The organism is Paenibacillus sp. FJAT-27812 (assembly GCF_001273905.1).
In the GTDB taxonomy this organism is placed as follows: Bacteria; Bacillota; Bacilli; order Paenibacillales; family Paenibacillaceae; genus Pristimantibacillus.
Genome location: NZ_LIGH01000001.1, coordinates 5,455,566 through 5,468,244, shown reverse-complemented (window position 1 = coordinate 5,468,244; position 12,679 = coordinate 5,455,566). Strand labels below are relative to the sequence as shown.

17 protein-coding genes are annotated in these 12,679 nt (G+C 46.3%); 2 read left to right on the top strand and 15 right to left on the bottom strand.

The window, feature by feature from the left end; translation table 11 throughout:
* Positions 1–176: 176 nt before the first annotated feature.
* The 7 genes from hisA to ADU23_RS23080 all read right to left on the bottom strand — a co-directional run bounded on the left by hisA (position 177) and on the right by ADU23_RS23080 (position 5,243).
* Positions 177–926: a phosphoribosylformimino-5-aminoimidazole carboxamide ribotide isomerase gene (gene hisA, locus ADU23_RS23110; RefSeq protein ID WP_053375900.1), complete on the bottom strand. Its 750-nt coding sequence runs from the start codon at positions 924–926 to the stop codon at positions 177–179.
* Positions 927–1,018: 92 nt separating this feature from the next.
* Positions 1,019–1,696: an HAD family hydrolase gene (locus ADU23_RS23105; RefSeq protein WP_053375899.1), complete on the bottom strand. Its 678-nt coding sequence runs from the start codon at positions 1,694–1,696 to the stop codon at positions 1,019–1,021.
* A gap of 120 nt (positions 1,697–1,816) precedes the next feature.
* Positions 1,817–2,368 carry an NUDIX hydrolase gene (locus ADU23_RS23100; protein WP_053375898.1) on the bottom strand — a complete coding sequence of 184 codons (552 nt, stop codon included), beginning with the start codon at positions 2,366–2,368 and terminating at the stop codon, positions 1,817–1,819.
* Between the two features lie 27 nt (positions 2,369–2,395).
* A complete protein-coding gene (locus tag ADU23_RS23095) occupies positions 2,396–2,626 on the bottom strand; it encodes a hypothetical protein (protein WP_053375897.1) in 231 nt (76 codons plus the stop codon).
* Between the two features lie 44 nt (positions 2,627–2,670).
* On the bottom strand, positions 2,671–3,066 hold the full coding sequence (locus ADU23_RS23090) for an MmcQ/YjbR family DNA-binding protein (protein ID WP_231637511.1): 396 nt from the start codon (positions 3,064–3,066) through the stop codon (positions 2,671–2,673).
* 108 nt (positions 3,067–3,174) lie between these two features.
* Entirely contained in the window at positions 3,175–4,017 is an 843-nt protein-coding gene (locus ADU23_RS23085; protein WP_053375896.1) for an aldo/keto reductase, read from the bottom strand.
* 26 nt (positions 4,018–4,043) lie between these two features.
* Complete coding sequence (locus tag ADU23_RS23080; RefSeq protein ID WP_053375895.1) at positions 4,044–5,243, bottom strand: MFS transporter; 1,200 nt, start codon at positions 5,241–5,243, stop codon at positions 4,044–4,046.
* A gap of 170 nt (positions 5,244–5,413) precedes the next feature.
* Here ADU23_RS23080 and ADU23_RS23075 point away from each other — a divergent pair, with 170 nt between their 5' ends.
* Positions 5,414–5,776, top strand: a complete 363-nt coding sequence (locus ADU23_RS23075) for a winged helix-turn-helix transcriptional regulator (protein WP_053375894.1) — start codon at positions 5,414–5,416, stop codon at positions 5,774–5,776.
* Positions 5,777–5,841: 65 nt separating this feature from the next.
* Here ADU23_RS23075 and ADU23_RS23070 read toward each other — a convergent pair whose 3' ends face one another.
* Positions 5,842–7,038 carry an oxalate decarboxylase family bicupin gene (locus ADU23_RS23070; protein ID WP_442950620.1) on the bottom strand — a complete coding sequence of 399 codons (1,197 nt, stop codon included), beginning with the start codon at positions 7,036–7,038 and terminating at the stop codon, positions 5,842–5,844.
* A gap of 222 nt (positions 7,039–7,260) precedes the next feature.
* Between ADU23_RS23070 and nagZ the strand changes: the two genes are divergently transcribed.
* On the top strand, positions 7,261–8,520 hold the full coding sequence (nagZ, locus tag ADU23_RS23065; protein WP_053375892.1) for a beta-N-acetylhexosaminidase: 1,260 nt from the start codon (positions 7,261–7,263) through the stop codon (positions 8,518–8,520).
* A gap of 72 nt (positions 8,521–8,592) precedes the next feature.
* Here the strand turns inward: nagZ and fabI are convergent, their stop codons facing one another.
* The 7 genes from fabI to ADU23_RS23030 form a co-directional block, all read right to left on the bottom strand.
* On the bottom strand, positions 8,593–9,369 hold the full coding sequence (gene fabI / locus ADU23_RS23060) for an enoyl-ACP reductase FabI (protein ID WP_053375891.1): 777 nt from the start codon (positions 9,367–9,369) through the stop codon (positions 8,593–8,595).
* Between the two features lie 29 nt (positions 9,370–9,398).
* On the bottom strand, positions 9,399–9,989 hold the full coding sequence (locus ADU23_RS23055) for an AAA family ATPase (RefSeq protein WP_197286100.1): 591 nt from the start codon (positions 9,987–9,989) through the stop codon (positions 9,399–9,401).
* Positions 9,990–10,097: 108 nt separating this feature from the next.
* Positions 10,098–10,949 (bottom strand): DinB family protein, encoded by an 852-nt coding sequence (locus ADU23_RS33700; protein ID WP_053375889.1) that lies wholly within the window; start codon positions 10,947–10,949, stop codon positions 10,098–10,100.
* Between the two features lie 61 nt (positions 10,950–11,010).
* Positions 11,011–11,571, bottom strand: coding sequence for a DUF6886 family protein (locus ADU23_RS23045; RefSeq protein ID WP_231637510.1), 561 nt, complete (start codon positions 11,569–11,571; stop codon positions 11,011–11,013).
* Between the two features lie 39 nt (positions 11,572–11,610).
* Positions 11,611–12,075 carry a GNAT family N-acetyltransferase gene (locus ADU23_RS23040; protein ID WP_053375887.1) on the bottom strand — a complete coding sequence of 155 codons (465 nt, stop codon included), beginning with the start codon at positions 12,073–12,075 and terminating at the stop codon, positions 11,611–11,613.
* Between the two features lie 70 nt (positions 12,076–12,145).
* Positions 12,146–12,421, bottom strand: a complete 276-nt coding sequence (locus tag ADU23_RS23035; protein WP_141680190.1) for a hypothetical protein — start codon at positions 12,419–12,421, stop codon at positions 12,146–12,148.
* A 59-nt stretch (positions 12,422–12,480) separates the two neighbouring features.
* Entirely contained in the window at positions 12,481–12,660 is a 180-nt protein-coding gene (locus ADU23_RS23030; protein WP_053375885.1) for a hypothetical protein, read from the bottom strand.
* Positions 12,661–12,679 lie beyond the last annotated feature (19 nt).

Here is a 12,679-nt window from a genome sequence, read left to right as displayed (position 1 = left end):
GATAAGCCTTGAACTAAAGCTACTGCTAACATCATTAACGGGAGCTATTCCTGTTAAATTCAAATCCCCGCTTTCAGCCTCATAAAAAATGCACTCCTTAAAGGAGCATCGGTTTCCCCTATGGGTTTTTCCAATGTCTACTTTAAGGAGTGCACGTCTCCTAGCAGGATGCCTTACTATAGTTTCTTGCTGTAAGCAACCACTTCATCGTAGGACAGATTGCCGCCAAAAATATCTAGCGCGCTGCCTATCGTAATATCCAGCTTGCCGTTTGACAGCTCATTAAATTGATCCATATCGGCAATCGATCTTGCGCCACCGGCATAAGTGGTTGGAATGCTTACCCAGTCGGCGAGCGCGCTTACGAGACTTTGCTGAATGCCGCGCTGCTTGCCTTCCACGTCTACGGCGTGTACGAGAAACTCATCACAAAACTGTTCAAGATACGCTATATTTTGTTTGTTCACTTCAAAGTCGCTGAACTGCTTCCATTGGTTGGTCACGACAAACCATTTGCCGTCCTTCTCCTTGCAGCTAAGATCAATGACCAAACGATCCTTGCCAACCTCGGACACGATTTTCGCCAGATGCTGTTCATTCAATTGACCGTCTTTGAAAATATAGGACGTTACAATAATATGTGATGCGCCCTTCTCCAAATAAAACGATGCATTGTCCGAAGTGATGCCGCCGCCAATCTGCAAGCCGCCGGGATACTGCTCCAGGGCGCTGACAGCTGCCGCTTCATTCCCGCCGCCAAGCATAATGACGTGACCGCCCGTTAACGCATCCTTTTTAAACAGATCGGCATAATAGGCTGAATCCTGCTTGGACACGAAGTTTTCTATAATTTCAGTATTAAGCGTCTCACCGACGATTTGTTTCACTTTCCCATCATGCAAATCGATACAAGGTCTAAACTTCAACTTGATTCCTCTATTCTGTATGATCTATGGACGAATATCTTTATAAGAAAAATAACCTAAAAGGCATCTATAAATCAACTAAATCAGCCAATCTATTTTGCCGCTTGCGATTTCCCTGTTAAAACGTCTATCAAATCGGCTAAATCTACTTCCGCCATGGAAGGAATCAATAGATCGTAATCGGCGAACTCAAAATCCTTCGTCAGCTCATTTGGCACGATAACGGTATTCAAGCCCGCCGCTTTCGCTGCCCGGAAACCATTTAACGAATCCTCGAACGAGATCGCTTCGCCCGCTGCAACGCCTAGCTTTTGCAATGAGAGCAAGTAAAGCTCCGGGTCAGGCTTCACGTTCGCCACTTCATCTGCTGTACTGAAGCTATCGAAATAATCAGCCAGATGATGCTTAATCAAATAAGGTTCAATCCAGTTTAGATGCGAGCTGGAAGCGAGTCCAACCTTCAGGTTGAGCCGCTTCGCTTCCTCCAAATAAGCAATCACGCCAGGGCGAATCGTTGCTTCCTTTAATAGCTCCGCATAGATTGCTTTAAACTTCTCCTTGAATTGCTGCAAATCAACCGTGTCCGCAACGCATTCGGCAATATAGGTATAGGGGTTAAAATGGTCCAAGGATGTTCCTACGCATTTGGCGTATAGCGCAACCGGAAGCTCTACCCCGTATTGCTGATAGACTTGTCGAAACGCATGATAGGAAGGCGTCTCGGTATCGATGATCAATCCGTCAAAGTCAAATACAAGTGCTTTAATCAATGGAATCATTCTCCTCTTTCTAAGAAACGTATTTCCGCATGATAGATCATTGATCCGTTGCATCCGGGAATTTATGCTTCTCCAGCACCTCATAGCCCAAACCCAAACGGCCATAAAACCTTAGCTATTCAAAATTTTCGATGAGTCGCTATACGTTTGCAGATATTGCCCTCTTTCCTTTTCGTTCGACTCGATATCGCTCGTAATGAGGCTTTGAATGAGCTTCAACAATTGCCCCTTTTCATATACGCAGTGATGATTGTAGCAATGAGCATCATTCAGCATAAAAGGAAGCGTCCGCGGAATATTGGATACGATGCCGACGTTATCCTCATTCATGATCCATTCGATTTTTTTCCAATCCAATATGCCCTCATCCGTTTTGCGCGGCGTTACATAATCATAGCTTTCGGGCACCTCTGCCACATAGGCATACATGCCGCCAAAATCAAAATCCTCGCCGGTCCACGTCACCAAACCTTTGAAATACAGCTCGTATGCCTCAATTCCCGTTTCTTCCTCTATCTCTCTAATCATCGCTGCCCGCGGAGATTCCATAGGCTCCAGCTTGCCGCCTATTCCATTCCAGCAGCCCATCCAGCTTGCCTTTTCCCGGTTGAGCAATAGAATCTCATCGCCTCGTTTGACGAAGCAAATATTATATTTCAGCATGCCATGCGCTCCTATTGGTTTACAATGTCAAAAGAAATTAGTGCTTAGTGCAAATACAACCATAGCAACTACTATAGCTGCAAAAAAATATCCGATAACTCTAATCCCTTTGGGTAACGTATGCCAAATGACTTTTTGCGGGGGACCCCCGCCTTCGATTCTTTGCGCATCCTCAAAAAGGGGATCAAACGATCCGTTTCTTCCCGTATCAGTCTTAGATGCCTGCGTCTCATGAATGCTGCCGCTTTTTTTATCCATTCCATGACCTCCGCAAATCAAAGTGTTGAATCATTTGGGCTCTTTTAAACCTTCAGCGTTGCAATGAGCTTCTTCGGCGCTTTGGTCAAATATGCCTCTTGTATGACACCTACCAGCTCATCCCACGCCGCATCACGGTCAAGCCTCACGCCAATCCAGCCAAGATGCCCAACATAAGCCGGCCGAAAATAGAGGTCAGGATTCGATTCTATCAGCTGAGCTTGAACGTCAGGCGGTGCAGCGCACCATAGTGCGATTTTGCCGTCATTATGATGGTTAACGCGATATTGCAGAAACGATTTTTTCTCATTGACAAAAAAGCTAGGAGCACCGTGGCTCATTCGCTCGACAGTGCCTGGAAAGGATAAACATAATGCTCTTATATGATCAAATAATTCGCCATATGAATGACTGCCTTCGCTGCTTTCATCCTGCTCCACTTCCCAGCACCTCCAACAATTTGTATCTTCTAGGCTATATTTTACCATATGAAAAAGCAAAAAAGACAAAGAATGCTTCTCTTTGTCTTGTCGCTTTGCTTCTTGCTATTAGAAATCGAAGTTGTCCGGGTCTGGCCCTACTCGAAGATTTTCGTTCAGCCCGCTGATCCGGTCCATATCATCGGAAGAGAGTTCAAAATCGAACACCTCGGCGTTAGCAATAATTCTTGCTTCCTTCGTCGATTTCGGAATGGTGATGACGCCGTTTTGCAGATCCCATCTTAGAATGATTTGTGCAACGGATTTGTTGTAGCGTTCAGCAATTTCCATTAGGAGCGGGTTATCCAGCAGCTGCCCTTGCATAAGAGGAGACCACGCTTCAAACTGAATGCCGTTTTCCATGCAGAAGCTACGCAATTCGAGCTGCGTCAAGCGCGGGTGATATTCCACCTGATTGATCATAGGCTTGATTTCAGCGTCCTTCATCAATTCTTCAAGGTGATGAATTTGAAAATTGCTCACGCCGATCGCTTTCACTCGACCTTGCTTGTACAACGTCTCAAGAGCGCGCCACGCTTCCTTGAACTTGCCTTCCACAGGCCAGTGGATCAGATAAAGATCAAGATATTGTAAGCCAAGCTTCGATAAGCTCGCTTCATAAGCAGCTAATGTCGACCCATAACCCAGATCGGCATTCCATACTTTCGAGGTAACAAACAAATCTTCGCGGTTAAGCGACGCCTGCTTCAAACCTTGCTGAATGCCATTGCCTACGCCCGCTTCATTGCCATAGATAGCGGCCGTATCGATGCTGCGATAGCCATTCTTAATGGCTGACGCAACTGCATTTTCCAGCTCATCGCCTTCCTCTACTTTAAATACCCCTAATCCAAACCAAGGCATTTTCACTCCGTTATGCAATGTAGTTGTAGCTTGTAAATGATTTATCATGATTATTCCTCCAATAAATTATAGGATTAGATATTAACTTCTTTCCCGCTATCTTTGCGCTCCAAACGCATGCTCCAGCCTGTTAGGATGACAGCAGCGACGACCATAATGCCGCCGAACCAAGAGGTATGGATCAGGCCAATTGAATCCGTAACGACGCCGCCTAAGTAGGCGCCAATAGCAATGCCGGCATTAAATGCAGCAATGTTAAGCGCGGATGCGACATCTACACCGCCTGGCATGAACCGCTCGGCAAGCGTTACGACATAAACCTGGAGCCCTGCCACATTCATGAAGTGGAACAATCCCATCAATATGATCGTGAGCAGCGCCGCGATTTTAAAAGGTGCCGTGAAGCTAAGCACGAACAGCACGACAGCTTGTACGACAAACATATAGAATAATGCCCTAAGCGGATTTTTATTAGCAAGCTTGCCTCCAATAACATTTCCTATCGCAATGGCGATACCATATACGAGCAAAATAATCGTGACTTGCTGTGCTTTAAAGCCGGTTATTTCTTGGAGCATAGGGGCTAAATAAGTAAAGACTGCAAACGTTCCGCCATATCCTAATGCCGTAATGATAAACAATAGCACTAACCGACCGTTTGTAAAAAGCTTGAGCTGCTCCGAAATCTTAATGGGTGCTCCTTTGCGCAAATCAGATGGCACAAGAATACTGTTGGCGATAAAAGCGATGACGCCCACGATGACGATTGCGATGAATGCAGCCCTCCACCCGAGCTGCTGTCCGATAAACGTGCCGATCGGAACACCGGTGATCGTCGCGACGGTTAGCCCTGTGAACATAATAGCAATTGCGCTTGCCCGCCGATTTGGCGGAACAACATCGGCTGCTATCGTTGAGCCAATGGACATGAACACCCCATGCGACAAGGCTGAAATGATTCTAGCGATAAGCAGAATCTCGACCGATGATGAAGTTGCTGCAATCGTGTTACCGATAATAAAAACGACCATTATCCATAGCAGCAACGCTTTTCGCGGTATTTTCGTCGTTAATGAAGTCAGGATCGGCGCTCCAAAGGTCACGCCAAGCGCATATAACGTAACGGTCAAGCCTGCCGTCGTGACTGATATATTCAAGTCCTTCGAAATAAGCGGCAGCAGCCCGACGCTTATAAATTCGGTTGTTCCGATTGCGAAGGCACTGACTGCTAATGCAAGCAAAGCAAGCGTGCTTCTTTTTCTCTCTATAGCCATGCCCCTTCACTCCTATTCTTTCAAGTATGGTCAGTTGTTCAATTAAAATGTTGTAGCTGTATCGGCCGATGAATGTTATTATCGTTTATGTAAGGTGAAATGACCAGTACGCACTTAAAAGTACTATAGGTACTAAAAAGTACCTATAACTTCAGATAGGAGAGAATAACATGAGCAAAAAGAAATACAATATTTCCGTAGAAGCGACGCTCGAAGTGATCGGAGGTAAATGGAAATGCGTAATCCTCTGTCATTTGACCCATGGAACGAAACGTACGAGCGATTTAAAACGGCTTATGCCGAATATTACGCAAAAAATGCTTACCCAGCAGCTTAGAGAGCTGGAGGACGACGGCATCATTAATCGAATCGTCTATAATCAGGTTCCCCCTAAGGTAGAATATCAACTCAGCGAATACGGGCAAAGCTTGAAAAGCATACTCGATTCCCTTTGTAATTGGGGAGAAAATCATATCGTTAAGGTGTATGGCAACAAATACGACGTCTTGGAAGAAAGCATCCTCAATAAATAACAAAAAGAAGAATTTCCTGATTGGCCTGATCGGCAATCTGGAAATTCTTCTTTTTGTTTGTCGCCTTATTTCGGTATATAGGCAAAGCCAGGATATCTCACGACCGGCCATTTCTCCTTGCGAAGCGCGTCCAGCAGCTCCGGCCCGACAATCAAATTATCCGCAACCAGCTCGCGCGGCGTTAAAGCCATCCATTGATTTAAAGATACATCAACGAACCGATCGCTCTTGAACATTTCCAAAAACCATAATGTCTGGTCACCCGTGTTTTGAATATAGTGTCCAAACGCGAACGGGACATACCCCACGTCGCCCGCTCGGTAATCAAAGGTGCGCGCAACTCCATTTCCCGCAAATACAGTCATCCGGCCTTGGCCAGCGAGATAATACTGCCACTCGTCATTGTTCGGATGCCAGTGCAGCTCCCGCATGCCTCCCGGCTCGATTTCGACTAATGCCGCTGCTACCGTTTTCGAAATCGGAAAGTTTGAGGAGTCCACAATTCGCACGCTGCCTCCGGGTGTTTTGAATGGAGGCTGCGCCAGCAAACGATGAGTGAAGCTTAACGGGATCGTGCCATAGGGTGATGGTACCTTCTGGCTCTCCAGTGAGCCCGGTACCTCATCTTGAAAAATATAAACCTGATCGGTTGGAATATTGCCGAAAGCCGACTCCGGCACGCCAAAATTTGTAGACAGCACTTCCTTCGGCGTATGCGCAAACCAATCCGAGATGGATAACGTGTTCAGATCAGAGAAATTGCCGTCATCAAAGACAAGCAAAAACTCACAACCGCCCTCCAAGCCTTGAATCGAATGGGGAATGCCTGGCGGGAAATACCAAAGATCCCCCTCGCTGACGTCTGCGATAAAGTTCCGTCCTGCCTGATCGACCGAGGTAATGCGCGCATTGCCAAGCAGCATGTACGCCCATTCGGCCTGTTGATGCCAATGCAGCTCGCGGACGCCTCCAGCCGTCAGGCTCATATTAACGCCTGAAAGTGTAGTGGCAATGGGTAGATCACGGACGGTGATCTCGCGTGACCACCCGCCCTGATTTAACTGCATATGCGCATCTGAAAAGGAAAACTTCATGTTAGGCAGCAAGCCAGAGTCCGTAACCGGAGGCACGAACATGTTCGGATTTTCTTTGTCGCGCATAATATCCCGGGGTCCCAGGTCAACGCCGCCTGCGCCATCACTCTTTCTGATCGGCTGCGGGACATGGCCGTAGCTGCTTTGGTTCCGAGGCGAATTGTCCATCATTCTCCTCCTCATAGGTTGGATAAGGTAACGATAGCTTTCGTAACCTATACAGTTTATGATGGAGAAATGAGCAATATGTTGTTTTTACCACTCCTCTTATGAGAGACCTTACAATCGTATCTGCAACTATAAGGAGCAGGAAGCCGTCTGGATAAAAAACCATTGTAAGGTATGCAAAGAACCGTTCAAGGGGATATTGCAACAAAGGAGGAATAATTGATGTCCAAAAAAATCGTTGCCATCCTTTCAATTTTGATCATTTGCGCCAGCTGCAGCAAGGCTAACGCACCAACCAATCAAGCTCCTTCACCTGCGCCGATTGTTAGTCCAAGCTTGCAGCCAACAACGGAACCGACGGTTGAACCCGAACCGACAGAAACCATTGATCCCATCAAAGAGCAAATAGCTGCTATGACGCTGGATGAGAAAATTGGCCAAATGGTGCTTGTTGGCCTGGAAGGCACTACTATACAAGATGATGCCAAAAAGATGATCGAGCAGTATCGAATCGGCGGATTTATTTTATATAAAGATAATATGACAGACGCTGCCCAAACCTTAAAGCTTCTTAATCAGCTGAAAGCTGCCAATGAAGCGAATACCGCTCCGCTTTGGCTCAGTCTGGATCAGGAAGGCGGCAAGGTTAGCCGCATGCCTGAACAATTTATAAAGCTGCCTCCCGCAGCAGATGTGGGACGGGTAAATGAAGCAGCCTATACGAAGCTAATCGGCGAGGCGCTTGGCGAAGAAGTGCATGCGCTTGGCTTTAACATGGATTTTGCCCCTGTGCTTGATATTAATAGCAATCCCAAAAACCCGGTGATCGGCAATCGCTCCTTCGGGGCAGATCCTGATACCGTCATTTCGCACGGAATGGAAACGATGAAAGCGATACAATCCAAGCAAGTAGCAGCCGTGGTCAAGCATTTTCCTGGCCACGGGGATACTTCGGTTGATTCGCATCTCGATCTGCCAGTCGTCAACAAAACCAGGCAACAGCTCGAAGCATTCGAGCTGCTCCCCTTCGTCAGGGCGATTAAGCAAAATGCGGATGCCATCATGGTTGCTCACTTATTGATCCCGAAAATCGATGAGAAATATCCGGCATCCATTTCCAAAAAAATAATTAAAGATATGCTCCGTGACGACTTAGGGTACGAGGGCGTCGTCATTACGGACGATATGACCATGGGCGGCATTACGGAACATTTTAATGTCGGCCAGGCCGCAGTCCGGTCGATTCAGGCTGGCAGCGATATCATTCTGATCGGACATGACAATGCGATACAATTATCGGTTCTCAAGGCGCTTAAGCAAAGCGCGCGGGATGGAGATATTCCGAAGGATATGCTTGATCAGAGCGTTTATCGCATCTTAAAGCTTAAAGCAAAATACCAGCTTGCCGATACGCCCGTTAAGAGCATAGACGTTAAAGCAGTAAACAAACAAATCGAAGCCGCGTTAGCAGCAGGAAAATAGCATCATAAAAAGGCCGTCTATTCCTTCATAGACGGCCTTTCCCCAATCATTTATCAAAACCAGCTCAGTCGCTTACAAGCCCAAAATATGATATCCGGAGTCGACATGGAGAACTTCGCCCGTGATTCCTCTGGACAATTGGCTCAGTAGGAACATCGTCGCATCGCCAACCTCTTCCTGGTCAATGTTGCGGCGAAGCGGCGCTCTTTCTTCAATGGTGGACATAATATCGTTAAAGCCTGATACTCCTTTTGCGGCAAGCGTGCGGATCGGACCTGCGGATACCGCGTTGACACGAATGCCGTATTTCCCCAAATCCTCAGCTAAATACATCACGCTTGCTTCGAGCGCGGCCTTCGCTACGCCCATAACATTATAGTTTTTCACAACACGTTCAGCGCCAATATAGGTTTGGGTAACGATACTGCCGCCTTCTGTCATCAAACGTTTCGCTTCGCGCGCAACGGCTACGAAGGAATAGGCGCTTGAGTTTTGCGCCAGCAAATACCCTTCTCTTGTCGTATCCACATATTCACCCTGAAGCTCGTCCTTATCGGCAAAAGCAACCGAGTGCACGAGTCCGTGAATAACGCCATTCGCCTGCTGAATTTCGTTAAACGCTGCTGTTACGCTGCTATCATCGAGCACGTCACAGGATACCGTCTGCAAAGCTTCTATTTGGTGCTGCTCCAATAGCTTCTTCAGCTTCTCTAAAGATCTTTCCTTGCGGTAAGTGAAAATAAGCTTAGCTCCTTGGTTATGAAGCGACTTCGCCACTCCCCATGCGATGCTGCGCTCATTCGCTACGCCCATCACGACAACTACTTTGTTTTCCATTAAGTTAGACATGCTGTTCCTCCTAGTTGGTTCATCCATCATTAGAATCGTATATGTTTAACCTGCGTTAATACGCGGTCATACGCTTTTTTGAACTTGCCTCTTTGATCCGGCAATAAGCTGATATTCGACATCGATGCGATTTGCTCCACGTTTTGCAGCACGGTCGTTTTATCCGTATCCAGATGATACCGGAAAATCTCGTCCGATAAACCTGCCGCGCATCTCTTTATTTGCTGCTCCGCCCACGAGTTTTTTCGCTCGCCTCTGCCCCGAAGCCGCTTCATGAGCGTCTCTTCCGATGCACATAAGGCATAGTGATGGACAACGACTCCATCCTCCCTTAAGCGTCCGACAATTTCATCAAAATATTGCGGATTCACAATGGTCATCGGCGCAATGATCATCCCGTCGTAGGATTCATCGAGATACTTCAGCATCGCGTAATTTATTTCCCGCCACATCGGATAATCTTGAAAATCACCCTTTTGGACCGCTGCAGGAACGTTTTTTCTTATGAAATAACCCGCATTCTCCGGATCATACAGGTATGAGTTTTCCGTTCTTCGATGCAGCTCATGCGCTGTCTGTGTCTTCCCCGCCCCAAATGCGCCATTAATCCATAAGATCACGACCGTCACCTCGATACCAAACTCACATCACTGTTCTATACTAACGATAACTATTAAGATATTCAACTTCTATTTCTTCGAACAAAAAATATCCGGTTACTCCAACCGCTATTCCAATTGTCTCACAAAAGCAATGTATTCCGTATTTATGGGAGTACCTCCGCCTTGTCTGATCAACGAAGCAATTTGACCGCGATGATAGCTGCCGTGCAAGGAAACATGGGTTAATATATCGTATATCGCGGTATGAAATAGGTGCCCTTTGCTATTTGGGTAAGCGATTTTTTCGTTAAAATCAACGGCCTTCAGTCTAGCGAATAACAATTGATAACCTCTCATATTCTGCAACATAAGCTCCTCGCACCGCTCAAGCGAATACTCAGGCCATATGGGAAATGCCGATGCGTCCTCCCCGTTAATCCGGGCAAGCCATATCTGCTCCGCGGCGAGCACATGTCCAAACAAAACGAGAGGCTTCTCTGCTGGCTCAATGCCTTGCTGAAGGAGTTCAAAAATCTGCCGGTTAGCCCATGCGGCATGTTCAAAGGTTTTGAGTGACACAGGTGGATGATGTTGACCGGCCGCAACAATATGTAGCGGGACACGAGCGAGCGAAGAGAACGTGATCTCTACGATCTGATCCAATTCCAGCTGGTCCATAATCTCAGGGACAATAATTCTAATCCGCTTAACCTTCCCATCCGCTCTTAGGATGTATATGGTATTTTTATACTTGCTGACCAATTTTGCTTGAATGACAAATCGATTTTTCGTAATCACATCAATCAATTGTATGATCAAGAAAGCAAGGATAACCAACCCTCCGGCAAAAAAGAAAAAGCCTAATACCTCAGAACCGCCATTCTCATAAATCATCGTAAACTGGACGATGGCATTTAGAAGAACGACCGAGCTCGACATGATCCCCAAACCGAACGTTTTTGATGGCTGTAGATTCATAAGCGTCCCCTCGTCTCTCTGTACTACTCTATTTTAATGCCGTGCTGCTAAAACCTGCTTATCAATTGATTCCATCGTACACTCCTCCAATATTTAAAGGCTTCGCATTACGGAACCGTATAATGGAAAAGTCCAGCGTTGACGCGATAATTCGGTTTCTGATCGGATGCAGGTTAGGCGTAAATCTCAGCTCGACCCGCTGCTTAACGATTTGACCGATAAGATCGTAAACGCGCTCAACCTTCACAGGCTCGGCTTCAGCATAAGAGATGTAATACCCGGCGGTGCTCGCCTCGTCAAATAGCTCGAAGTTATCTTCGGCAAACGTATAACGATAAAGAGGGGTTTGACGGATACGATCCAGCCAATCATTTTCCACTACGATGATTTTATCGACGCTGGTCTCTGCGAAATAATGCTGGATGTCCTCTTCGCTGCTCCATTCTGCTTTCCAGTAAATAACCCGAGGACAGTCCCTTGGGAAACAATAATGCAGCGCTTGTTCCTCGTTAATCGCAAACACGACCGGTTTCAGGTGAGGATAAGCCTTTTGAAGGCGTGGGATAAATCGTTTAATATCGGGTTCTTCGCTAAAATGGTACAGCATGCTTACATTCCTCATTTCAATGGCTTCCGGACCACAAGGTACTCCCCTTCCTGTTTACTCTTGCAGCTGCTTCTCGTAGCAGACACTGCTCTCGCTATCCACATAAATGCCGAATCTATCAATCAACGAATAACCATGCTTCCGATAAAAGCTGAGCGCCTCCGGCTGCGCTTCCCCTGCTTCGAGCTTGATGCTGCGAAAATGCATCGCTTTTGCTTTCGCCTCAAGCTCGAATAAAATCTGCTTCGCAATGCCTCTATTCCGATAGCTTTCGTCCACGAAAAAACGCTTCAGCTCTGTTGACTCTTCGTCCAACGGTCTTATCGCGCCGCAGCCTACCGGGATCTCGTTATCATAAGCAACGAGGAATAAAATGTCCTTGATCTTCTCATCCGTAAAATCGAGCCCGAAAATTTCTTCCGCAGGATAACGCTCCAGCAAATCCTCATCGAGCTTACGGATCAGCATTTGCAAATCCTCGTTCTGAGGGGTAACGACGTTTAATGTAACCTTTTGCATATGGTTTTCTCCTCTTGTTGGGTAAGATGATAGTAAGTTTAAACTCCGCCTAAAACAGTCAATTTTCCCATTATGGCTCAATGGATACCAGTGTCGGCTTTTCCCATTTTCGATGCTCGTATTTGATTGAGTATTCCTGATTTACTTCGATCAATTTATAAATGCCCTTTGGTATTTGGACGGTTTCGCGGTCTCCGCTCATTTTCTCAACGACAATTTCATCCGTACTCACCTCAATTACCTTCACCTGCGACGTTGTTAGAGTCGCATAATGATTCCATCTAAAAAAGGCCAGCATTAAGACCAGCAATCCAATAAAAAAAATTATTTTACTCCGCTTATTCATAAAATCCTCCAAAAAGCTTTTCCGCATAATCAATGCTATTCTCAAAATCTATAATTCTTCTAGTCTTCGTCTTTCTTTGCTTTAGATGCATAGTAGGTGCTTGTGAGAAAAGAGGCCAGCCCTAAAATCCACCCAATTAATGGCGAATAGGCCAGAGCTGATTTTAACGACATGCCGCCTATGACAAATACGACGCCAACGAATAAATAAGCAATGGATAATCGATGAAACTTGTTCATCCCAATCACTCCCTATCTC

What these genes read in the sequence shown, in the direction of transcription:
- ADU23_RS23100 (WP_053375898.1), bottom strand. Translation starts at nt 2,368, where the DNA reads ATGCTGAAATATAATATTTGCTTCGTCAAACGAGGCGATGAGATTCTA.
- ADU23_RS23095 (WP_053375897.1), bottom strand. Translation starts at nt 2,626, where the DNA reads ATGGATAAAAAAAGCGGCAGCATTCATGAGACGCAGGCATCTAAGACT.
- ADU23_RS23085 (WP_053375896.1), bottom strand. Translation starts at nt 4,017, where the DNA reads ATGATAAATCATTTACAAGCTACAACTACATTGCATAACGGAGTGAAA.
- ADU23_RS23080 (WP_053375895.1), bottom strand. Translation starts at nt 5,243, where the DNA reads ATGGCTATAGAGAGAAAAAGAAGCACGCTTGCTTTGCTTGCATTAGCA.
- ADU23_RS23075 (WP_053375894.1), top strand. Translation starts at nt 5,414, where the DNA reads ATGAGCAAAAAGAAATACAATATTTCCGTAGAAGCGACGCTCGAAGTG.
- ADU23_RS23070 (WP_442950620.1), bottom strand. Translation starts at nt 7,038, where the DNA reads ATGGACAATTCGCCTCGGAACCAAAGCAGCTACGGCCATGTCCCGCAG.
- nagZ (WP_053375892.1), top strand. Translation starts at nt 7,261, where the DNA reads ATGTCCAAAAAAATCGTTGCCATCCTTTCAATTTTGATCATTTGCGCC.
- fabI (WP_053375891.1), bottom strand. Translation starts at nt 9,369, where the DNA reads ATGTCTAACTTAATGGAAAACAAAGTAGTTGTCGTGATGGGCGTAGCG.
- ADU23_RS33700 (WP_053375889.1), bottom strand. Translation starts at nt 10,949, where the DNA reads ATGAATCTACAGCCATCAAAAACGTTCGGTTTGGGGATCATGTCGAGC.
- ADU23_RS23045 (WP_231637510.1), bottom strand. Translation starts at nt 11,571, where the DNA reads ATGAGGAATGTAAGCATGCTGTACCATTTTAGCGAAGAACCCGATATT.
- ADU23_RS23040 (WP_053375887.1), bottom strand. Translation starts at nt 12,075, where the DNA reads ATGCAAAAGGTTACATTAAACGTCGTTACCCCTCAGAACGAGGATTTG.
- ADU23_RS23035 (WP_141680190.1), bottom strand. Translation starts at nt 12,421, where the DNA reads ATGAATAAGCGGAGTAAAATAATTTTTTTTATTGGATTGCTGGTCTTA.
- ADU23_RS23030 (WP_053375885.1), bottom strand. Translation starts at nt 12,660, where the DNA reads ATGAACAAGTTTCATCGATTATCCATTGCTTATTTATTCGTTGGCGTC.